The organism is Massilia sp. UYP34, from assembly GCF_056279385.1.
This window is the reverse complement of sequence record NZ_JBWBRF010000003.1, coordinates 258994-279326: the sequence shown is the minus strand read 5'-3', so window position 1 is coordinate 279326 and position 20333 is coordinate 258994. Positions and strand designations below refer to the sequence as shown.

The window sequence follows — 20333 nt, the reverse complement described above, 5'->3', positions numbered from 1 at the left end:
ATTTGCATGACGTTGTGGACCGGGGCGCTGGAACGCGTCACCGCGCGGTGCCGGTGCCTGCAGCGCTGAATGCGCGGGCGGGATACCCGGCCGTGTTACGCAAAATCCACGCACAATTTGCCTTTCCGGCCAAATTAGTCGCACCATTTTCGTCCACGAGGCGATTTTTATCTTTCCTCCTTGACCAAAATGGTGCGGCGCGGTAAGGTGTGCCTCACGCTTTGCATCCCCAAGGCATGACGTCATCCGGAATCGGCACACAAGGCCCAGTCCGGTTATGACACGCTTTCATTTGTAGGCAGTTTGCTCCGACCCGCGCCACAAGCGCGAGAGATGCGTAAGACCGCTACAGACACTCACGCTCAACGAGTTGCGCCCAGCGCCGGTGCGTAAGGACCCTACGGTGTCCGAAACATCGACGTGCACGCAGAAAGTAGTCAAGCTTGAGGGTTGTCGCGCAGAGACGCATATCGACAGGAACGGGCATCCGATCAATCTCCCATTGGGTTTTGAAAGGAATGTACATGAGTAACGATTCAGCAGTCCCGATCACGGGCGCTGAGATAGTGGTCCGTTGTCTGGCAGAAGAGGGCGTCAAGCACGTCTTCGGTTACCCGGGCGGCGCGGTCCTCTATATCTACGACGCCATCTTCAACCAGGATAAATTCCAGCACGTCCTCGTTCGCCACGAACAGGCCGCGGTGCACGCCGCCGACGCCTATTCGCGCAGCTCGAACACCGTGGGCGTGGCCCTGGTCACTTCCGGCCCCGGCGTCACCAATGCCGTCACCGGGCTGTCCACCGCCTATATGGATTCGATCCCGATGGTCGTGATCTCGGGCCAGGTGCCCAGCCACGCGATCGGCCAGGACGCCTTCCAGGAATGCGACACCGTCGGCATCACGCGTCCGGTGGTCAAGCACAACTTCCTGGTCAAGGACGTGCGCGAGCTGGCCTCGACCATCAAGAAAGCCTTCTTCATCGCCCGCACCGGCCGTCCCGGCCCCGTGCTGGTCGATATCCCGAAGGACATCACGATCAACAAATGCGTGTACGAGTACCCGCGCGAGATCGAGATGCGCTCGTACCGTCCGGTCGACAAGGGCCATGCCGGCCAGATCCGCAAGGCGGTCCAGCTGCTGCAGAACGCCGAGCGCCCGATGATCTATGCCGGCGGCGGCGTGATCCTGGCCAATGCCTCGAACGAGCTGAACCGCATGGTCGAGAAGCTCGGTTTCCCGGTCACCAATACGCTGATGGGCCTGGGCGCTTCGCGCTCGACCGATCCGCACTTCGTCGGCATGCCGGGCATGCACGGCACCTATGAAGCGAACATGGCGATGCAGCACTGCGACGTCCTGATCGCCATCGGCGCCCGCTTCGACGACCGCGTGATCGGCAATCCCAAGCACTTCGCTTCCAGCCCGCGCAAGATCATCCACATCGACATCGACCCGTCGTCGATCTCGAAACGGGTGCGGGTCGACATTCCGATCGTCGGCAACGTCAAGGACGTGCTGGTCGAACTGCTGTCGCAACTCGATGCCGGCAACGTCCAGCCGAACGGCAATGCGCTGCAGGGCTGGTGGAAGCAGATCGCCGAATGGCGCGGCCGCGACTGCCTCAAGTATCCGACGTCCGACGTCGTGATCAAGCCGCAAGCCGTCATCGAGCAGCTGTACAAGGTGACCGATGGCGACGCCTTCATCACCTCCGACGTGGGCCAGCACCAGATGTGGGCCGCGCAATACTATCCGTTCGACAAGCCGCGGCGCTGGATCAATTCCGGCGGCCTGGGCACGATGGGCGTCGGCCTGCCGTTCGCGATGGGCGTGCAGATGGCCAATCCGGATGCGACGGTGGCCTGCGTCACCGGCGAAGGCTCGATCCAGATGTGCATCCAGGAGCTTGCCACCTGCAAGCAATACCACCTGACGCCGAAGATCATCCTGCTCAACAACCGCTTCCTGGGCATGGTGCGCCAGTGGCAGCAGATCGACTACGGTTCGCGCTATTCCGAGTCGTACATGGATTCGCTGCCCGATTTCGAGAAGCTGGCCGAGGCCTATGGCCACGTGGGCATGCGCATCGAAAAACCGGGCGACGTCGAGGGTTCGCTGCGCGAAGCGTTCGCCATGAAGGACCGCCTGGTCTTCATGAACTTCATCACCGACCAGAACGAGAACGTCTGGCCGATGGTCAAGGCGGGCAAGGGCCTGAACGAAATGCTGCTCGGCTCGGAGGACCTGTGATGCGACACATTATCTCTGTCCTCCTGGAGAACGAAGCCGGCGCGCTGTCGCGCGTGGTCGGCCTGTTCTCGGCGCGTGGCTACAACATCGAGACCCTGACCGTGGCCCCGACCGAAGACGCGACGCTGTCGCGCATGACGATCGTCACCTCGGGTTCGGACGACATCATCGAGCAGATCACCAAGCACCTGAACCGCCTGATCGAGGTGGTGAAGGTGGTCGACCTGACCGAGGGCCAGCACATCGAGCGCGAGCTCATGCTGATCAAGGTGCGCGCGGTCGGCAAGGAGCGCGAAGAGATGAAGCGCACCGCCGACATCTTCCGCGGCCGCATCATCGATGTCACCGAAAAGACCTACACGATCGAGCTCACCGGCGCCAAGTCGAAGCTGGACGCCTTCATCGACTCGATCGACCGGGCATCCATCCTCGAGACGGTGCGCACCGGAGGCTCGGGCATCGGGCGCGGCGAACGCATCCTGAAAGTCTGAAGAAACGCGCTGAACGAATCACGGACGTAGCGTCGGCGGCTTTGCCGCCGGCGCGTAACGCCCGCATACCCCACATCATTACGAATACAGGACACCCAAAATGAAAGTTTTCTACGATAAAGACTGCGACCTCTCCCTCATCAAAGGCAAGAACGTCGCCATCATCGGCTACGGCTCGCAAGGCCATGCCCACGCCCAGAATCTGTCTGAATCGGGCGTCAACGTCACCGTCGGCCTGCGCCGCGGCGGCGCGTCGTGGGGCAAGGTCGAGCAGGCCGGCCTGAAGGTCGCCGAAGTCGACGAGGCGGTCAAAGCCGCCGACGTCATCATGATCCTGCTGCCGGACGAAAACATCGCCGAGGTCTACAACAACAACGTCGCACCGAACGCCAAGCAGGGCGCCGTGCTGGCCTTCGCCCACGGTTTCAACGTGCACTACGGCCAGGTCGTGCCGCGCGCCGACCTCGACGTGATCATGATCGCGCCGAAGGCCCCGGGCCACACCGTGCGCGGCACCTACGCGCAAGGTGGCGGCGTGCCGCACCTGATCGCCGTCTACCAGGACAAATCGGGCGCGGCGCGCGACATCGCGCTGTCGTATGCCATGGCCAATGGCGGCGGCCGCGCCGGCATCATCGAGACCAACTTCCGTGAAGAAACCGAGACCGACCTGTTCGGCGAGCAGGCCGTGCTGTGCGGCGGCGCCGTCGAGCTGATCAAGGCGGGCTTCGAAACCCTGACCGAAGCCGGCTACGCGCCCGAAATGGCCTATTTCGAGTGCCTGCACGAGCTCAAGCTGATCGTCGACCTGATCTACGAAGGCGGCATCGCCAACATGAACTACTCGATCTCGAACAACGCGGAATACGGCGAGTACGTGACCGGCCCGCGCATCGTGACCGAAGACACCAAGAACGCCATGCGTCAGTGCCTGAAGGACATCCAGACCGGCGAATACGCCAAGAGCTTCATCCTGGAAAACAAGGCCGGCGCCCCGACCCTGATCTCGCGCCGCCGCCTGACGGCCGAGCACCAGATCGAAGAAGTCGGCGCCAAGCTGCGCGGCATGATGCCGTGGATCGCCAAGAACAAGCTGGTGGATCAGTCGAAGAACTAAGGTTTGTGGAACGGCGGCGCAGCGATTGCGCCACCGCTCCAGCCGACCGTCGCACGTCGTCCCCGCGCAGGCGGGGACCCAAGTTTGCTCGCGCAGCCACATCCATCGAACGATGTGGCCTGCGTGTGACTTGGGTCCCCGCCTGTGCGGGGACGACGTCGTTTGAGGGGGAGGGCGCGGGATTGCCGGACGGCGGCCGTGACGAGTCGACCTCCAAAGCTACTCATTTGCAACTGTCCATTACAAAAGCACGATGGAATCCCGCCGATTGGTATCGTATAAGTGCTGTCAGACATCTGTCGCAACTTATAGGAGAACAATAAATGGCCGTTTCTAAATCCCTCGTCGTCGCCGCCCTGGTCCTGGCTTTCAGCGCCGCCCAGGCGCAAAACCTGCCGGCGCCGGCCACCAGCGGCACCATGGTCGTGGTTCCCGCCTTCGGCGAAGTCAAGCACGCCAACGACCAGGCCACCGTCGTGTTCGCCGTCGAAGAGCACGACAAGGACAAGAACGCCGCCGCCGACCGTGTCAACCGCAAGATGAAAGAGGGCACCGAGATCGTGCGCCGCGCCGATCCGCATGCCGAACTCAAGACCCAGGGCTATTACACCTACCCGGTCTATCCGGAAGTGCCGCCGCAGCCGGTCGGCCGCGCCACGCAGCAGCCGGTCAAGCCGGTGCCGATCGCCTGGCGCGTCGGCCAGTACCTGGAAGTCAAGACCACCAACCTGGCGGCGCTGCCGAAAACCGCCGCCGCCGCCCAGAAGGTTCTGCAGATCAATGGCGTCAATTTCGGCCTGAGCCCTGAACTCGAGAAACGCCTGGACGACCAGCGCATCGCCGCGACCTACCGGAACCTGAACGAGCGCATCGTCTCGATCGCCAGGGCCATGGGCCGCCAGCCGACCGACGCCGTGCTCGATACGGTCGACTTCGAGGGCTCGGGCAATTACGCGGGCGATGCCGCGGCGCCGCGGGCCATGATGATGCGCAGCGCCAAGCGCGAGATGGCCGACGCGATGGCGGAACCGAGCTTCGAACCGGGCGAAACCACGCTGCAGATGCGCGTCGTGGGCAAGGTCAAGTTCAAGTAAGTGCTGCCTGCATAGGGTCCGAAAAACGGCCGTGTTCAAGTAAGCGCCAGGCAATCGCCAGTCGGGTTAGCGTAGGGTTTCGCTAACACGTGTCCCCACCTCTATAATGTGGGGGAACTGTCGCTCGGCGACTACCTTGAATACGATTCCTTATGCCAACCTTTCCACGAAGAAGAACACCAGGGACAACGCCAAAAGGGCCACGATTCTCCCGCCTGAAAAAGCGTTTCGGCCGCCGCGCCGAAGACCGCCAGGTCGGCGAACGCGGGCGCGGCATCTACCTGCTGCCCAACGCCTTCACCACCGCGGCCCTGTTCTGTGGCTTCTACGCCATCGTCATGGCGATGAACCAGCGTTTCGAGCATGCCTGCTGGGCCGTGTTCATCGCCATGATCCTCGACGGCCTGGACGGCCGGATCGCCCGTCTGACCAATACCCAGTCCGAGTTCGGCGCGCAGTACGACAGCCTGGCCGACATGGTCTCGTTCGGCGCCGCGCCGGCGCTGGTGATCTATGAATGGTCGCTGCGCGGGCTGGGCAAGCTGGGCTGGATCGCGGCCTTCATCTATTGCGCCTGCGCGGCGCTGCGCCTGGCGCGCTTCAATACCAATAGCGAGGTGGTGGACAAACGCTTCTTCCAGGGCTTGCCGAGCCCGGCCGCCGCGGCGCTGGTGATCGGCTTCATCATGATGATGACCGACCCCGACATCAGCGTCAGCGCGCGCAAGGTGGATTGGGTGTCGTGGGGCATCGCCGTGTTCGCCGGCCTGACCATGGTGTCGAACGTGCCGTTCTACAGCTTCAAGGACATCAACTTCAAGAAGTCGGTGCCGTTCATCGCGGTGTTCCTGATCGCGCTGGTGCTGGCGCTGCTGGCGATCGATCCGCCCAAGGTGCTGTGGCCGATCTTCGTGCTGTATGGGCTGTCGGGCTATGCCGTGTATGTCTGGCGCAAGGCGAAGGGCAAGCCGGTCAGCATCATTCCGCTCGACGACGAGCCGGACGACGTGCGTCGCTGATGCCGGTGCGTAGCCGTTTGCGGTCGACAAAGACACCCGGCGTCGCCGCGGTGGCGCTGGCCGTCCTGGTCGTGGGCGGCGCCCTGAGCGCCTGTTCGCCGCTCACCCTGGTCAACGCGGTGTCACCGGGTGGAACGGCGCGTTCGGTCGCGACGGCCGCGTTCGGTCCCGACCCGCGCCACGTGCTGTCCATCTACCGGCCCGCGTCGGGCGCACGCAACGCGCCGGTGATCGTCTTCTTCTACGGCGGCAATTGGGTCAGTGGGGAGCGCGATGATTATGCGTTCGTCGGCCGTTCGCTGGCCAAGCGCGGCTTCGTGGTGGTGATTCCCGACTATCGCCTGTATCCGCAGGCAAGCTATCCGGGCTTCCTGCATGATGGCGCGCGCGCCGTCGTCTGGACCGAACGCCGGATCGCGGCCTATGGCGGCGATCCGAAACGCCTGTTCGTCATGGGGCATAGCGCGGGCGCCTACAACGCGGCGATGCTGGCGCTCGATCCACGCTGGCTGCGCGAACAGGGTAGTACCCCCGGCATCCTGCGCGGCTGGATCGGCATGGCGGGCCCGTATAATTTCTTGCCCGTCGAGAATGAGACCACCCGTCCGGTGTTCCACTATCCCGATACGCCGCGCGACTCGCAGCCGGTCGAGCACGTCAGGGTCGCGGCGCCCCCGGCGCTGCTGATCGCCGCTCGCAACGACACGACGGTGAACCCGGAGCGCAATACCGGCGTGCTTGCGACCGGCATGCGCAGCGCCGGCGTTCCCGTGCGCGAGGAATACTACGATAACGTCAACCACGCCACCCTGGTCGCCACGCTCTCGTCCACGCTGCGCCGCCTGGCGCCGAGCCTGGACGCGATCGAGGATTTCGTGCGCAGCGACGGCGGTCGCCGCACCGCTCCGGCAAGGTAACGCTTAGAAACCGAAGCGGTCGCGCGGTTCGTACATCGGGTCGGGCGCATTCATCATCTGGCGCACGATGCCTTGCCGGTCGAAGTGGACGTGCATGAGCGAATTCCAGACGCCGGCTTCCTTGTAGCGATAAGACCAGACTTCATAATCCTTCATGGCGACCTGCGATCGCTCGGCGGGACGGCCGATGGTGCGTAGCACCTGGTCCTTGGTCGCGCCATCAATTTTAATCGTGGCAAATTTCTCGCCCGTAAGCACCTGCTCGTATGAGTGCAGGCGGCCATCCGGGCCGAGGCGCGCCATCCAGGTAAATTGCCCCATCGGGCCGGTGGCATACTCGAGAATGCGAGACGCGCCGTCGGCATACACCGCGGTTGGCGTCCCCAGCTTGGCCTGGACCACATCCTGCGTGTCGCCGGGGTTCGGCGGCGTGCGCATGGCGCAGGCCGTCAGCAGCATGGCGGCAATGGGTAGCGTTAATTTGATCATCGTGTTCATCTCGTCGCGGCGTTCACGGCAAGGCGCTGCACCCGTCCGGTCGGCCGCACTGGGTCTGGCGCCGGGGGCGGGCGCCTTATTGTTACCAGATGCCGCGATCCTGCGGGTTATACATGGGATCCGACGCATTCATCATCTGGCGCACCACGCCTTGCCCGTCGAAGTGGACGTGCATCAATGAGTTCCACACGCCGCCTTCCTTGTAGCGATACGACCATACCTCATAGTCGCGCATGGCGACGCGCGAGACCTCAGCCGGATGGCCGAAGGTGCGCAGCACGTCGTCCTTGGTCGCCTGGTCAATCTTAACGGTGGCAAACTTCTCGCTTGTCAGTACCTGCTCGTACGAGGTCAGGCGGCCATCCGGGCCCAGGTGCGCCATCCAGGTATACTGGCCCATCGGGCCGGTGGCGTATTCGAGGGTGCGCGCCGCGCCGTCGGTGTACACCGCGGTGGGCGTGCCCATCTTGGCCTCTACCACGTCCAGCGGGTCGCCGGGATCCGGCGCCGTGCGCAGCGCGCAACCGGCCACCAGCAGGGCGGTGGCCAGTGTTGTAAGTTTGTTCATCTTGTTCATGGTTGATCACCTGGGTCGAGCGCGCCAGCGGGGTGGCGGCCTGTCCAATCGCGCAAGAAGGATAGCAAACACTGGTTCGAGCCGGCGTTTTGCACTATACTGGCGGGTCTGTCCAATCCGGACAGCTATTTGATAAATCACGGTGCCTGGGGTTCCGACTCTTGCACCGCATGTGAAAGGTAACATCATGTCGGTTGAAAACATCAACAAAGCCGCAATCATCGCGGACAACGCACGTGGCCAGAACGATACCGGTTCGCCGGAAGTCCAGGTCGCACTGCTGACCGCACGCATCAACGAACTGAACGGCCACTTCAAGGCGCACCAGAAGGATCACCACTCGCGTCGTGGCCTGATCATGATGGTCAACCGCCGCAAGAGCCTGCTGTCTTACCTGAAGAACAAGGACCTGAATCGTTATCGCGACCTGATCGCCAAGCTGGGCCTGCGTAAGTAATCGCAAGTTCTTGCTTCAGACGGTTTAGTCAAACATGCCTGCGCCAGTTGTCTGACGCGGGCATGTTTCGTTTTGGCCGTCTTGTTGTTTGTTGCAAGGCCACTTCTCGGTGGCCCGTGGTGAGAGGTGAACGACAGCTCCTGAAAATCTGTCGGTAAAATGAAAGGGATTACCCAATGTTTAATAAAGTTACGAAAACCTTCCAGTACGGTCAACACACGGTCACCCTGGAGACGGGTGAAATCGCGCGCCAGGCCAGCGGCGCCGTCGTGGTGTCGGTCGAAGATACCGTCATCCTTGCCACGGTGGTGGCCAAGAAAGACGCCAAGCCGGGCCAGGATTTCTTCCCGCTGACCGTCGACTACATGGAGAAAACGTACGCTGCGGGTAAGATCCCTGGCGGTTTCTTCAAGCGTGAAGGCCGTCCTTCCGAAAAAGAAACGCTGACCTCGCGCCTGATCGACCGTCCGATCCGCCCGCTGTTCCCGGAAGGCTACCTGAACGAAGTCCAGGTGATCATCCACGTGCTGTCGGTCAATCCTGAAATCGATCCGGACATCCCGGCGATGATCGGCGCCTCGGCCGCCCTGTGCATCGCCGGCATCCCGTTCGCCGGTCCGATCGGCGCCGCGCGCGTCGGCTACGCGAACGGCCAGTACATCCTGAACCCGACCACCACCGAGCTGAAGACCTCGCAGATGGACCTGGTCGTGGCCGGCACCGAATCCGCCGTCCTGATGGTGGAATCGGAAGCCAAGCAACTGTCCGAAGAAGTCATGCTCGGCGCGGTCGTGTTCGGCCACGAGCAGATGAAGGCCGTGATCGACGCGATCCACGACCTGGTCGCCGAAGGCGGCAAGCCGGAAGTCGAATGGGCGCCGGCGCCAAAGAATGAAGCGCTGATCGCCCGCGTTGCCGAACTGGCCGGAGCCAAGGTCCGCGACGCCTACCAGACCCGCGAAAAATCGGCCCGCCAGCAGAAGCTCAAGTCGCTGTCGTCGGAAGTGATGGCCGAGCTGTCGGCACAAGGCATCGCGGCTGACGCTGGCGAAGTCGGCAATATCCTGTTCGACATGGAAGCCAAGGTCGTGCGTTCGCAGATCCTGGACGGCGAGCCACGCATCGACGGCCGCGACACCCGCACCGTGCGTCCGATCGCGATCCGCTCGAGCGTCCTGCCGCGCACCCACGGCTCGGCCCTGTTCACCCGCGGCGAAACCCAGGCACTGGTGGTCGCCACCCTCGGCACCGCGCGCGACAGCCAGAAGATCGACGCGCTGATGGGCGAGTACACCGACGACTTCATGATGCACTACAACATGCCTCCGTTCGCCACCGGCGAAACCGGTCGCGTGGGCACCCCGAAGCGCCGCGAAGTCGGCCACGGCCGTCTGGCCAAGCGCGCGCTGGTCGCCGCACTGCCCAACCCGGAAGACTTCAGCTACTCGGTGCGCCTGGTCTCGGAAATCACCGAGTCGAACGGTTCGTCGTCGATGGCCTCGGTCTGCGGCGGCTGCCTGGCGCTGATGGACGCCGGCGTGCCGATGAAGGCGCACGTGGCCGGCATCGCCATGGGCCTGATCAAGGAAGGCGGCAAGTTCGCGGTCCTGACCGACATCCTGGGTGACGAAGACCACCTGGGCGACATGGACTTCAAGGTGGCCGGCACCCCGGCGGGCATCACCGCGCTGCAGATGGACATCAAGATCCAGGGCATCACCAAGGAGATCATGCAGGTGGCGCTGGCGCAAGCCAAGGAAGCCCGCCACCACATCCTGGGCGAGATGCAGAAGGCCATGCCGTCCGTGAAGACCGAACTGTCGGACTTCGCGCCGCGCCTGATCACCATCCGCATCAACCCGGAAAAGATCCGTGACGTGATCGGCAAGGGCGGCGCCGTCATCCGCGCGCTGACCGAAGAAACCGGCACCCAGATCGACATCACCGACGAAGGCATCGTGACCATCGCCTCGGTCGACGCCGCCGCCGGCCAGGAAGCCAAGCGCCGCATCGAAGAGCTGACCGCATCGGTCGAAGTGGGCAAGACCTACGACGGCACCGTGCTGAAACTCCTGGACTTCGGCGCGATCGTGCAAGTCATGCCGGGCAAGGATGGCCTGCTGCACATCTCGCAGATCGCCAACGAGCGCGTCAACGCCGTCGCCGACTACCTGAAGGAAGGCCAGCAAGTGCGCGTCAAGGTTCTCGAGACCGACGAGCGCGGTCGCCTGAAGCTGTCGATGAAGGCGGCCGATCCGGTCGAAGTCGCGGCGCAGTAAACGCGGCGCAGCAATAGCGCTGCAAGCAAGTGAGCGGTTCGCCGCTCGATGAAAAAACCGCCAGAGCGTGAGCCTGGCGGTTTTTTCCGTTCGGCGCTCCCGGATTTCGCTCGCTGATCGTTTGCGGCAGATTCCTGCAATGTATGTTTTCGCACGGAACGGTTCGATTCGCGGTTTTATGCTGGGTCCGTGGTTTGGATACATACAAGCCACGGGACCGCAGACAGCGGCGTCGCGGCAGTAAAGGCGCCGCTGTCAGAAGGATGATAGCAAGACCAGTCACGTCCTGCGGCCGGATGCGACCGGGCATGGGTACCACACGAATCATGACGACCCCTACGCAGACGTCGAACGATGGAATCACTGGCGACATTCCAGGGTCGATAAAAAAGCGACGCAGCGGCGCGACCTTGTCGATGGCTGCATGGAAGCAGTTTGTCAGCGTTGCCAAACCTTACTGGCTGGGCGCCGAGAAGGGCCGGGCGTGGCTGCTGCTCACGCTCCTGATCGTGCTGATGCTGGTCGAGACCAAGCTCGCGGTCATGCTCAATGACCAGGCCGGGGAAATGACCTCGGCGCTGGCCGGCCAGGACAGCGCGCGGTTCTGGACCTCGGTGCAGGCCTGCCTGGTCATCCTGGCGTTCGCCGTGCCGATCTATGCCTTCTACTACTACATGCGCGACCTGTTCGCGAACCAGTGGCGGCGCTGGCTCACCCGGCGCTTCCTCGACGGCTACCTGAACGGCCGCAAATACTACGAGCTCGGATCGAATCGCGAGATCGACAACCCGGACCAGCGCATCAGCGAGGATGTGAACACGTTTACCGGACGCTCCATCCACTTCATGCTGGTGTTCCTGGGCTCGCTGATGCAGCTGGTCGCCTTCAGCGCCGTGCTGTGGTCGATTTCGCAGGTGCTGGTGGGCGTGCTGGTCGCCTACGCATTGGTGGGTACGGTGGTGGCGCTGTACGTGTTCGGCAACCCGCTGATCCACCTGAATTTCTGGCAGCTGCGGCGCGAAGCCGATTTCCGGTTCAGCCTGATACGCGTGCGCGAAAACGCCGAATCGATCGCCTTCTATGGCGGCGAGGCGCAGGAGCGCGCACGCATCGACAACAAGTTCAACAAGGTCATCCATAACTTCTCGCGCCTGATCAAGAAGCAGCGTGCGCTCAACCTGTTCCAGCGCACCTTCAGCCAGCTGACCCTGGTGCTGCCGTTCGCCATCCTTGCCGACGCGGTGCTGTCGGGCCAGCTGGAGGTGGGACGCGCGGTCCAGGCCGCCGGCGCCTTCACCGCGGTTCTGGCGGCGGTCGGCGTCATCGTCGACAACTTCGAGAGCCTGAGCCGCTTCGTCGCCGGCATCGGGCGCCTGCAGACACTGTCGAACCAGGTGCTGGCCGACCCGTCGTCCGCGGGCGAGCCCGCATGTGATCCAGCGTCGCGCGTGCAACGCAGGCCGTGCTCGCATCTCAGGATCGAGTCGCTGACGCTGTGCCCGCCGCAGTCGGAACGAGTCTTGATCAAGGACCTGACGCTGGCCCTGCAACCGGGCGACGCCCTGCTGATCACGGGCGACAGCGGCTGCGGGAAAAGTTCTCTGCTGCGCGCGATCGCCGGCCTGTGGCACAAGGGCAGCGGCGTGATACACCATCCTCCGCGCGGGGAATGCTTCTTTTTGCCGCAGCAGCCCTATATGCAGCCGGGCAGCCTGCGCAGCCAGCTCATCTATCCCAGCGACCGTACCGATCTGAGCGACGAGCAGCTGCTCGCCATCCTCGACCAGGTGCATCTGCCTTACCTGGCCGGCCGCGTCGGCGGGCTCGACGCCGTGCTGGATTGGGAAAAACTGCTGTCGATCGGCGAGCAGCAGCGGCTGGCGTTCGGGCGCGTGCTGGTGCATGCGCCGCGCATCGTCATCCTCGACGAAGCCACCAGCGCCCTCGACAGCGCCAATGAGTCGTCGTTGTACAAGCGCCTGCGCGACAAGGGCGTGACGCTGGTGAGCATCGCCCACCGCGCCGGCGTGCTGCGCCACCATACCCATGTGTTGTGGTTGACGGGCGACGGCGGGTGGGAACTGCATGACGCCAGCGATTACCGGTTCGATGCGATGGCGCCGCGGCCCGGCGGCGGCGTGGACCTGCAGGCAGGATCGCGGCCGCGCGAGGCGGCGTTGGCAGGCTAGCGTCGGCCGCGCGCCTCGTTCCGGTGTCGCAGGTTGTCAAATCCGCACCGCAGGCAATCTGCTTTTGCGCAAGCCGCCCTTGCTGGAGGACTGGTGCCAGCCATCGCCTCGTGCCGGCGGCGCCGCGCGCCTTCATCAAGGTGCTGCAAAAGGTGTACGCTGCGGCGCGAGTTCCGGATCGAATTCCTTACGCGTCGTACGGGAATCGCAGCGAACGCCACGAATGTGCTTGACCCTGTAGCGGCTACAGAGTATTTAATAGCTGTAGCAAAAAATTGGCCGACCGGCCCTGCGCTACCCGACCACCCTGACGCGATGCGACGCCTGATCCTGATCTTCCTGCTGCTCATGATGCCGCTCCAGGCCGCCTGGGCCGCCGGCGCGCCGTATTGCAGTCATGACGAACAGACCATGCATCCGGGTCACCACGTCCACAAGCATCCGCCTTCAAGCAGCCAGGACCAGGACGATGGCGCTCCCGACGCGCATTGCGACGACTGCGACGCCTGCCACCACCTGTCGGCCAGCGCCGTCCTGTCCGCGCAACCGAATCTCCCATTGCCCAAGGGCGCCCCGCATCTGCGCGGCGAATTGCGGCGCTATGCCTCCCACGTCGCCGACCTGATCCCGCCGCCAGACCGGCTGCTGCGCAGCTAAGGCGGCGGGGACCCGCATCACGCCGCAAGCGCGGCGCATCGCATGCCCCGCCGGACATCCACCCGTTCGGAGCATCTTCATGAAACATCGTTTGACACCGCCGCTGGCGGCGTTCGCGCTCGCCTGCGCGTGCGGGTTTGCCAGCGCCTCGGCCGCGGCATGGGCGCAACCGTCGGCGCCATTGACCCTGGAAGCGGCCATCGACCTGGCGCTGCGCGCCAATCCCACCCTGCGCGCGGCCGGCAGCGAAGTGGCGGCGCAACAGGGGGCGCTGACCCAGGCCGGGGCGCGGCCCAATCCCGAGCTCGAGCTGCTGCGCGAAGGCGCGGGCGGCGAGGGGGGCCGCGACGGCACCACCACCGCCACCCTGAACATTCCCATCGAACTGGGCGGCAAGCGCGCCGCACGGGTCGAGGCGGCGCGCCAGGAAGGCAGGCTCGCCGCCATCGCGCTGGATGCGGAACGCGCCAGGGTGCGCGCCGATGCCGCCGCCGCCTTCCACGACGTCGTCGCGGCGCAGGTGCGTGAACGCATGGCCCGCGAACTGGTGGCGCTCGCCGGCCGCGCGCTGGCCGCCGCCGACAAGCGGGTCGAGGCCGGGTCCCTGCCTCCGGTCGAAGCGACCCGCGCCCGCGTGGCCCAGGGCGGCGCCCGGATCGAGGCGCTGCAGGCGGGGCGCGAGCTGGAAGGCGCGCGCATCCGCCTGGCCGCCCTGTGGGCCGGCGACGCGCGCCGGCTGAGCATCAATGCGGCGCAGGCCGCGGCGCTGCCCCCGGCGCCGCCGCTGGACCAGCTCCTGGCGCAACTCGACGAAGCGCCGGCGATGCGCCATGCGCGCACCCAGGTGGACCAGCGCGAGGCGCTGGCCCGGCTCGAGCGCGCGCGCCGTACGCCCGACGTCAACCTGATCGTCGGCGCCCAGCGCGAAGGGCCGGACGCCCGCAACCGTGCGGTGGTGGGCCTGTCGGTGCCGCTGCCGCTGTTTAACCGCAACGACGGCGCCGTGCTCGATGCGCTGCGCCGGGTCGACAAGGCGCGCGACCAGCAGGACGCCGAACGCGCCCGCCTGCGCGCCGAACTGGCCCAGGCGCACGCGCGGCTCACGGCGGCGCTGGCGGAATGCGCGCTGATCTCGACCGAGATATTGCCCGGCGCCGAAGACGCGCAGCGGGCGGCCAGCCGCGGCTTCGAGCTGGGCAAGTTCGCACTGATCGACGTGCTCGACGCCCAGCGCATGCTGGCCCAGTCGAGGAACCAATACCTGAACGCCGTGCTCGACGCTCATCGCGCGGCGGCCGATATCGTACGGCTGCTGGGACACGCAGCCGTCCAGGAGAATCCATGAACAAGCAGCAAAGCAAGGTCATCGCCATCATGCTGGCGGTCGCCGTCTTCCTCGCCGCCATCGTGCTGGTGCGCGACCGCGCCCCGGGCGGTGCGGAAGGACACGCTCATCGCGCGCAAGGGGAGCAACGGGAGCATGCGGACGAGCACGGCGAAAAGGAGCACGCGCAGGACGGCGTGATCCGCTTCACCGACCGCCAGGTCGGCGTGGCCGGCATCACGGTCGCCACCGCCGGCCCGGTCCACCTGGACACCTTCATCCGCATGCCGGGCCAGATCGCGCTCAATGAAGACCGCACCGCCCACGTGACGCCGCGCGCCGCCGGGGCGGTCAGTGAAGTCAATGCCACCCTTGGCGAAAAGGTGCGCAAGGACCAGGTCCTGGCCAGCGTCGCGAGCGCCGAAGTCGCGGCCCAGCGCGGCGCGCTGGCGGCGGCCGAACGCCGGCTGGACTACGCGCGCACGGTGCATGCGGCCGAGAAGACGCTGTGGGAAGAGCAGATCTCGGCGCGCCAGGACTTGCTGCGCGCCGAACACGGGTTGAACGAGGCGCAGATCGCCGTCCAGAGCGCACGCCAGCAGTTGCAGGCGCTCGGCGCACGCGATGCCGGTTCGTCCAATCTGCTGCGCATCCGGGCGCCGTTCGACGGCGTCATCGTCGAAAAGCACATCACGATGGGCGAAGTCGTCGGCGCCGGGACCCGCGTGTTCACCCTGACCGACCTGTCGACCGTGTGGGCCGACGTGGTGGTGCCGGCGCGCGACCTGGACATCGTCCGGGTCGGCACCGATGCCGTCATTCGCTCGATCGCCTCGAACACGACGGCGCCGGGCAAGGTGTCCTACGTCAGCTCGCTGGTGGGCGAGGAATCGCGCTCGGCCAAGGCGAGGGTGGTGCTCGACAATCCGGGCGCGGCCTGGCGCCCGGGGCTGGCGGTGAACATCGACATCGTCACCGGTTCGAGCGACGTGCCGGTGGCGGTGGCGGTCGAGGCGATCCAGACGGCCCACGGGCGGCAAGTCGTCTACAAGCGGGTCAAGGAAGGTTTTGTCGCGCAGCCGGTCGCCACCGGCCGCTCCGACGGGCGCTTCGTCGAGATCACGGCTGGCCTGCGCGCGGGCGAAGCCTATGCCGGCGCCGGCAGCTTCGCGGTCAAGGCGGAGCAGGGCAAGGGGCAGGGCAGCCATGAACATTGAGACCTCGACCAAACCGTTGACCACATCGTCGTCCAAACCGTCGACCCTGTTCGACCGCCTGATCGCCACCGCCATCGCGCGCCGCTGGCTGGTGATGCTGGCCGTGCTGGCGATGGCCGCCGTCGGCGTCTACAACTATGGCCGCCTGCCGATCGACGCGGTGCCGGACGTGACCAACGTCCAGGTGCAGATCAACACCGCGGCGCCGGGCTATTCTCCGCTTGAAATCGAGCAGCGCATCACCTATCCGGTCGAGGCGGTGCTGTCGGGCCTGCCGCACCTGGAGCAGTTCCGCTCTCTGTCGCGCTACGGCCTGTCGCAGGTGACGGTGGTGTTCGAGGAAGGCACCGACATCCACTTCGCGCGCCAGCTGGTCAGCCAGCGCCTGCAGGACGCGCGCGCGGCGCTGCCCGCCGGCGTGATCCCGACCCTGGGCCCGATCGCCACCGGCCTGTCCGAGGTCTACCAGTGGACGGTGGAGACGGAACCGGGCGCGAAGAAGCTTGACGGCACGCCCTACACGCCGACCGACCTGCGCGAAATCCAGGACTGGATCATCAAGCCGCAGCTGCGCACCGTGCCGGGCGTCACCGAGATCAACTCGATCGGCGGCTTCGACAAGGAATATCTGGTGGCCCCGAACACGGCCACGCTGTCGTCGTATGGCCTGCAATTGCTCGATGTCGTCCTTGCGCTGGAGCGCAACAACAGCAACGTCGGCGCCGGCTACATCGAACGCGCAGGCGAGCAGTACCTGGTGCGCGCGCCGGGCCAGGCCGCGTCGATCGACGACATCGGCAATATCGTCGTCTCCAGCATTCGCGGCATCCCGGTGCGCGTGCGCGACGTGGCCGAGGTGACGATCGGGCAGGAGTTGCGCACCGGCGCCGCCACCGAGAACGGGGTCGAGGTGGTGCTCGGCACCGTGGTGATGCTGATTGGCGAGAACAGCCGCGCGGTGTCGAAAGCGGTCGACGCGCGCATGCTGGAGATCAACCGCAGCCTGCCACGGGGCGTCAAGGCCGTCACGGTCTACGACCGCACCGTGCTGGTCGAGCGAGCCATCGCCACGGTGCGCAAGAACCTGATCGAAGGCGCGATCCTGGTGGTGGCGGTGCTGTTCTTCTTCCTCGGGAATTTGCGCGCGGCGCTGCTCACCGCCATGGTGATCCCCTTGTCGATGCTGTTCACCTTCAGCGGCATGGTGGCAAACCATGTCAGCGCCAACCTGCTCAGCCTGGGAGCGCTGGACTTCGGCATCATCGTCGACGGCGCCGTGGTGATCGTCGAGAATTGCGTGCGGCGCCTGGCCGCCGCCCAGCATCGGCTGGGGCGGATCCTCACGCGCGAGGAGCGCTTTGCAGAGGTGTTCGAGGCCGCGCGCGAGGCGCGCCGGCCGCTCGTCTACGGCCAGCTGATCATCATGATCGTCTACCTGCCGATCTTCGCCCTGACCGGCATCGAGGGCAAGATGTTCCACCCGATGGCCTTCACCGTCGTGTTCGCGCTGCTGGGCGCGATGATCCTGTCGGTGACCTTCGTGCCGGCCGCTGTGGCGCTGTTCATCGGCCGCTCGGTCGAGGAAAAGGAAAGCCGGGTGATGGGCGCGGCGCGGCGCTGGTACGCGCCGGCGCTCGACTACGCGCTGGCCAACCGCGCCGTGATGCTGGTGCTCGCGGCGCTGGTGATCGCGCTCGCCGCCCTGATGGCCACGCGCCTGGGCGTCGAGTTCGCGCCGAATCTCGACGAGGGCGACATGGCGGTGCTGACGATGCGCGTGCCCGGCACGAGCCTGTCGCAGTCGGTCAAGATGCAGCAGCAGATCGAGACCACCTTGATGCGCGAGTTCCCCGAGATCGCGCGCGTGTTCGCCCGCATCGGCACGGCCGAGATCGCGTCCGACCCGATGCCGCCCAGCGTGGCCGACAGCTACATCATCTTCAAGCCCCAGAAGGAGTGGCCGCGCAGTGATTCCGGCCGCCGCCGTTCGCGCGCCGAGGTGGAAAGCGCGATTCGCGCCACGCTCGAGGGCCTGCCCGGCAACCAGTATGAATTCAGCCAGCCGATCCAGCTGCGCGTGAACGAACTGATCTCGGGCGTGCGCAGCGACGTCGCCGTGAAGCTGTTCGGCGACGACCTGGACGTGCTTGGCGCCACCGCCAGCGAGATCGCCGCCGTCGTGCGGCGGGTGCCGGGCGCCAGCGAAGTGCAGGTGGAGCAGACCAGCGGCCTGCCCATGCTGCAGATCCGGGTCGACCGCGAGCGTGCCGCGCGCATGGGGCTGAACATCGGCGACGTGCAGGAAATGATCGCCACCGCCACCGCCGGCCGCGCCGCCGGCACCCTGTTCGAGGGCGACCGCCGCTTCGATATCGTGGTGCGCCTGCCGGACCCGGTGCGCGGCGACATCGACGCGCTGCGCCGGCTGCCGGTGGCGCTGCCGGGCGGCGGGGAGGGCACGCGCAGCTTCATCGCCCTGGGCGAGATCGCCAGCTTCGAGGTGGCGCCCGGCCCCAACCAGCTCAGTCGCGAGCAGGGCAAGCGCCGGGTGGTGGTCAGCGCCAACGTGCGCGGGCGCGACATCGGTTCCTTCGTCGCCGAGGCGCGCGCGCGCATCGACGAGGAGGTGCGCATCGCGCCCGGCTACTGGATCGCCTGGGGCGGCCAGTTCGAGCACCTGGCCAGGGCGGCCGAGCGCCTGCGCCTGATCGTGCCGGCCTCGCTGCTGCTGGTCTTCGTCCTGCTCTACCTGGTCTTCGACAACGTGCGCGACGGCTTGCTGGTGTTCACCGGGATCCCGTTCGCCCTGGCCGGCGGCGTGGCCGCCCTGTGGCTGCGCGGCATTCCGCTGTCGATGTCGGCGGCGGTCGGCTTCATCGCCCTGTCCGGTGTGGCGGTGCTCAATGGCCTGGTCCTGATTTCGTTCATCCGCAGCCTGCGCCAGGATGGCATGGCGCTGTCGGACGCGGTGCGCCAGGGCGCGCTGGCGCGCCTGCGGCCGGTCTTGATGACGGCGCTGGTCGCCTCGCTCGGCTTCGTGCCGATGGCGCTGGCGGTCGGCACCGGGGCCGAAGTCCAGCGGCCGCTGGCCACGGTGGTGATCGGCGGGGTGTTGTCGTCGACCTTCCTGACGCTGCTTTTGTTGCCGGTTTTGTATGAATGGACGCATCGGGATCGACCCGCGCGCGCCTCCCGGCCGTCTTTACGTGCGCTTTTTTCGATGAGACAGTGAAAATATCCAACAGACAACCGTGCGCCACATATTGCCCTATATGAAAATGGTATAGTTGGATGTTTAACAGAAATCTGACCGCGCCGGCGACAGCTTGCCGCCCGGCGCGGCGCCAATAACCATTCAAGGGATAAGCCAGATGAGCATGAAGGATTACGCGGATCGTATCAGCCAGACAATCCTGGACCAGGAGGCCGCCATCGCCGCCGAATGGCTCGCCCAGCTCGAGGCGCTGAACCTGCGCAGCAACGCCGCGGCGCGTGAACAACTGCGCTCGCACTGCAACCAGTTCCTGAAAGCCTTCGGCGCCGCCACCCGGGCCGGTGAACTCGACAACGTCGAGCACCGTTCGTGGGATGAAGTGCGCGACCTGCTGGGTGAAATCTCGTCGAGCCGCGCCAGGTCGGGCTCGACCCCGAGCGAGACCGCCACCTTCGTGTTCTCGCTCAAGCAGCCGCTGTTCGCGCGGCTGCGCGACAGCTTTGCCGGCGACGCCGAAGGCCTCGCCGTGGCGTCGTGGACCATCACGACCCTGCTCGACAAGATGGGCCTGTACACCATCGAGGTGTTCCAGAAGACCAAGGACCAGATCATCGTGCGCCAGCAGCAGGAACTGCTCGAGCTGTCCACGCCGGTGGTCAAGCTGTGGAACGGCATCCTGGCGCTGCCGCTGATCGGCACCCTGGACTCGGCGCGCACCCAGGTGGTGATGGAGAACATCCTGCAGAAGATCGTCGACACCGGCGCCATGATCGCCATCATCGACATCACCGGCGTGCCGACCGTCGACACCCTGGTGGCGCAGCACCTGATGAAGACCATCGCGGCCGCGCGCCTGATGGGCGCCGACTGCATCATCAGCGGCATCCGGCCACAGATCGCGCAGACCATCGTGCACCTGGGGGTGAACCTGGAAGACGTGATCACCAAGGCCACCCTGGCCGACGCCTTCCTGGTCGCGCTCGAGCGCACCGGCGCCTCGATCACCATCAAGCAGGCCTGAGGCGAGGCAT

16 protein-coding genes are annotated in these 20333 nt (G+C 65.6%); 14 read left to right on the top strand and 2 right to left on the bottom strand.

The window, feature by feature from the left end; genetic code table 11:
- Positions 1-524 precede the first annotated feature (524 nt).
- The 6 genes from ACZ9AQ_RS07890 (at position 525) to ACZ9AQ_RS07865 (ending at position 6890) form a co-directional block, all read left to right on the top strand.
- Complete coding sequence (locus tag ACZ9AQ_RS07890; protein WP_429203213.1) at positions 525-2252, top strand: acetolactate synthase 3 catalytic subunit; 1728 nt, start codon at positions 525-527, stop codon at positions 2250-2252.
- A complete protein-coding gene (gene ilvN / locus ACZ9AQ_RS07885; protein WP_005666354.1) occupies positions 2252-2743 on the top strand; it encodes an acetolactate synthase small subunit in 492 nt (163 codons plus the stop codon). The genes ACZ9AQ_RS07890 and ilvN overlap by 1 nt, the downstream gene beginning before the upstream one ends.
- A 100-nt stretch (positions 2744-2843) precedes the next feature.
- Positions 2844-3860: a ketol-acid reductoisomerase gene (gene ilvC / locus ACZ9AQ_RS07880; protein WP_429203212.1), complete on the top strand. Its 1017-nt coding sequence runs from the start codon at positions 2844-2846 to the stop codon at positions 3858-3860.
- 323 nt (positions 3861-4183) lie between these two features.
- Entirely contained in the window at positions 4184-4954 is a 771-nt protein-coding gene (locus tag ACZ9AQ_RS07875) for an SIMPL domain-containing protein (RefSeq protein WP_429203211.1), read from the top strand.
- Between the two features lie 152 nt (positions 4955-5106).
- Positions 5107-5973 carry a CDP-diacylglycerol--serine O-phosphatidyltransferase gene (pssA, locus tag ACZ9AQ_RS07870; RefSeq protein WP_429203210.1) on the top strand — a complete coding sequence of 289 codons (867 nt, stop codon included), beginning with the start codon at positions 5107-5109 and terminating at the stop codon, positions 5971-5973.
- Positions 5973-6890, top strand: coding sequence for an alpha/beta hydrolase (locus ACZ9AQ_RS07865; RefSeq protein WP_429203209.1), 918 nt, complete (start codon positions 5973-5975; stop codon positions 6888-6890). Before pssA ends, ACZ9AQ_RS07865 begins: the two co-directional genes overlap by 1 nt.
- A 3-nt stretch (positions 6891-6893) precedes the next feature.
- On the opposite strand, the gene ACZ9AQ_RS07860 is transcribed toward ACZ9AQ_RS07865, so the two are convergent.
- Positions 6894-7379, bottom strand: coding sequence for a hypothetical protein (locus ACZ9AQ_RS07860; protein WP_429203381.1), 486 nt, complete (start codon positions 7377-7379; stop codon positions 6894-6896).
- 91 nt (positions 7380-7470) lie between these two features.
- Positions 7471-7965, bottom strand: coding sequence for a hypothetical protein (locus ACZ9AQ_RS07855; RefSeq protein WP_429203208.1), 495 nt, complete (start codon positions 7963-7965; stop codon positions 7471-7473).
- A 187-nt stretch (positions 7966-8152) separates the two neighbouring features.
- Between ACZ9AQ_RS07855 and rpsO the strand changes: the two genes are divergently transcribed.
- The 8 genes from rpsO (at position 8153) to ACZ9AQ_RS07815 (ending at position 20323) form a co-directional block, all read left to right on the top strand.
- Entirely contained in the window at positions 8153-8422 is a 270-nt protein-coding gene (gene rpsO / locus ACZ9AQ_RS07850) for a 30S ribosomal protein S15 (RefSeq protein WP_429203207.1), read from the top strand.
- Between the two features lie 176 nt (positions 8423-8598).
- Positions 8599-10701, top strand: coding sequence for a polyribonucleotide nucleotidyltransferase (gene pnp, locus ACZ9AQ_RS07845; protein ID WP_429203206.1), 2103 nt, complete (start codon positions 8599-8601; stop codon positions 10699-10701).
- A 416-nt stretch (positions 10702-11117) separates the two neighbouring features.
- Positions 11118-12890, top strand: coding sequence for an ABC transporter ATP-binding protein/permease (locus ACZ9AQ_RS07840; protein ID WP_429203205.1), 1773 nt, complete (start codon positions 11118-11120; stop codon positions 12888-12890).
- 315 nt (positions 12891-13205) lie between these two features.
- Positions 13206-13547: a DUF2946 family protein gene (locus ACZ9AQ_RS07835; RefSeq protein WP_429203204.1), complete on the top strand. Its 342-nt coding sequence runs from the start codon at positions 13206-13208 to the stop codon at positions 13545-13547.
- Positions 13548-13626: 79 nt separating this feature from the next.
- Complete coding sequence (locus ACZ9AQ_RS07830; RefSeq protein WP_429203203.1) at positions 13627-14892, top strand: TolC family protein; 1266 nt, start codon at positions 13627-13629, stop codon at positions 14890-14892.
- Positions 14889-16088, top strand: a complete 1200-nt coding sequence (locus ACZ9AQ_RS07825; RefSeq protein ID WP_429203202.1) for an efflux RND transporter periplasmic adaptor subunit — start codon at positions 14889-14891, stop codon at positions 16086-16088. Before ACZ9AQ_RS07830 ends, ACZ9AQ_RS07825 begins: the two co-directional genes overlap by 4 nt.
- A gap of 46 nt (positions 16089-16134) precedes the next feature.
- Entirely contained in the window at positions 16135-19320 is a 3186-nt protein-coding gene (locus ACZ9AQ_RS07820; RefSeq protein ID WP_429203380.1) for an efflux RND transporter permease subunit, read from the top strand.
- 139 nt (positions 19321-19459) lie between these two features.
- Positions 19460-20323 (top strand): STAS domain-containing protein, encoded by an 864-nt coding sequence (locus ACZ9AQ_RS07815; RefSeq protein WP_429203201.1) that lies wholly within the window; start codon positions 19460-19462, stop codon positions 20321-20323.
- Positions 20324-20333 lie beyond the last annotated feature (10 nt).

Excerpts from the sequence above, each read along its gene's own strand:
- ACZ9AQ_RS07890 (WP_429203213.1), top strand. The coding sequence starts at position 525 with ATGAGTAACGATTCAGCAGTCCCGATCACGGGCGCTGAGATAGTGGTC.
- ilvN (WP_005666354.1), top strand. The coding sequence starts at position 2,252 with ATGCGACACATTATCTCTGTCCTCCTGGAGAACGAAGCCGGCGCGCTG.
- ilvC (WP_429203212.1), top strand. The coding sequence starts at position 2,844 with ATGAAAGTTTTCTACGATAAAGACTGCGACCTCTCCCTCATCAAAGGC.
- ACZ9AQ_RS07875 (WP_429203211.1), top strand. The coding sequence starts at position 4,184 with ATGGCCGTTTCTAAATCCCTCGTCGTCGCCGCCCTGGTCCTGGCTTTC.
- pssA (WP_429203210.1), top strand. The coding sequence starts at position 5,107 with ATGCCAACCTTTCCACGAAGAAGAACACCAGGGACAACGCCAAAAGGG.
- ACZ9AQ_RS07865 (WP_429203209.1), top strand. The coding sequence starts at position 5,973 with ATGCCGGTGCGTAGCCGTTTGCGGTCGACAAAGACACCCGGCGTCGCC.
- ACZ9AQ_RS07860 (WP_429203381.1), bottom strand. The coding sequence starts at position 7,379 with ATGATCAAATTAACGCTACCCATTGCCGCCATGCTGCTGACGGCCTGC.
- ACZ9AQ_RS07855 (WP_429203208.1), bottom strand. The coding sequence starts at position 7,965 with ATGAACAAGATGAACAAACTTACAACACTGGCCACCGCCCTGCTGGTG.
- rpsO (WP_429203207.1), top strand. The coding sequence starts at position 8,153 with ATGTCGGTTGAAAACATCAACAAAGCCGCAATCATCGCGGACAACGCA.
- pnp (WP_429203206.1), top strand. The coding sequence starts at position 8,599 with ATGTTTAATAAAGTTACGAAAACCTTCCAGTACGGTCAACACACGGTC.
- ACZ9AQ_RS07840 (WP_429203205.1), top strand. The coding sequence starts at position 11,118 with ATGGCTGCATGGAAGCAGTTTGTCAGCGTTGCCAAACCTTACTGGCTG.
- ACZ9AQ_RS07835 (WP_429203204.1), top strand. The coding sequence starts at position 13,206 with ATGCGACGCCTGATCCTGATCTTCCTGCTGCTCATGATGCCGCTCCAG.
- ACZ9AQ_RS07830 (WP_429203203.1), top strand. The coding sequence starts at position 13,627 with ATGAAACATCGTTTGACACCGCCGCTGGCGGCGTTCGCGCTCGCCTGC.
- ACZ9AQ_RS07825 (WP_429203202.1), top strand. The coding sequence starts at position 14,889 with ATGAACAAGCAGCAAAGCAAGGTCATCGCCATCATGCTGGCGGTCGCC.
- ACZ9AQ_RS07815 (WP_429203201.1), top strand. The coding sequence starts at position 19,460 with ATGAGCATGAAGGATTACGCGGATCGTATCAGCCAGACAATCCTGGAC.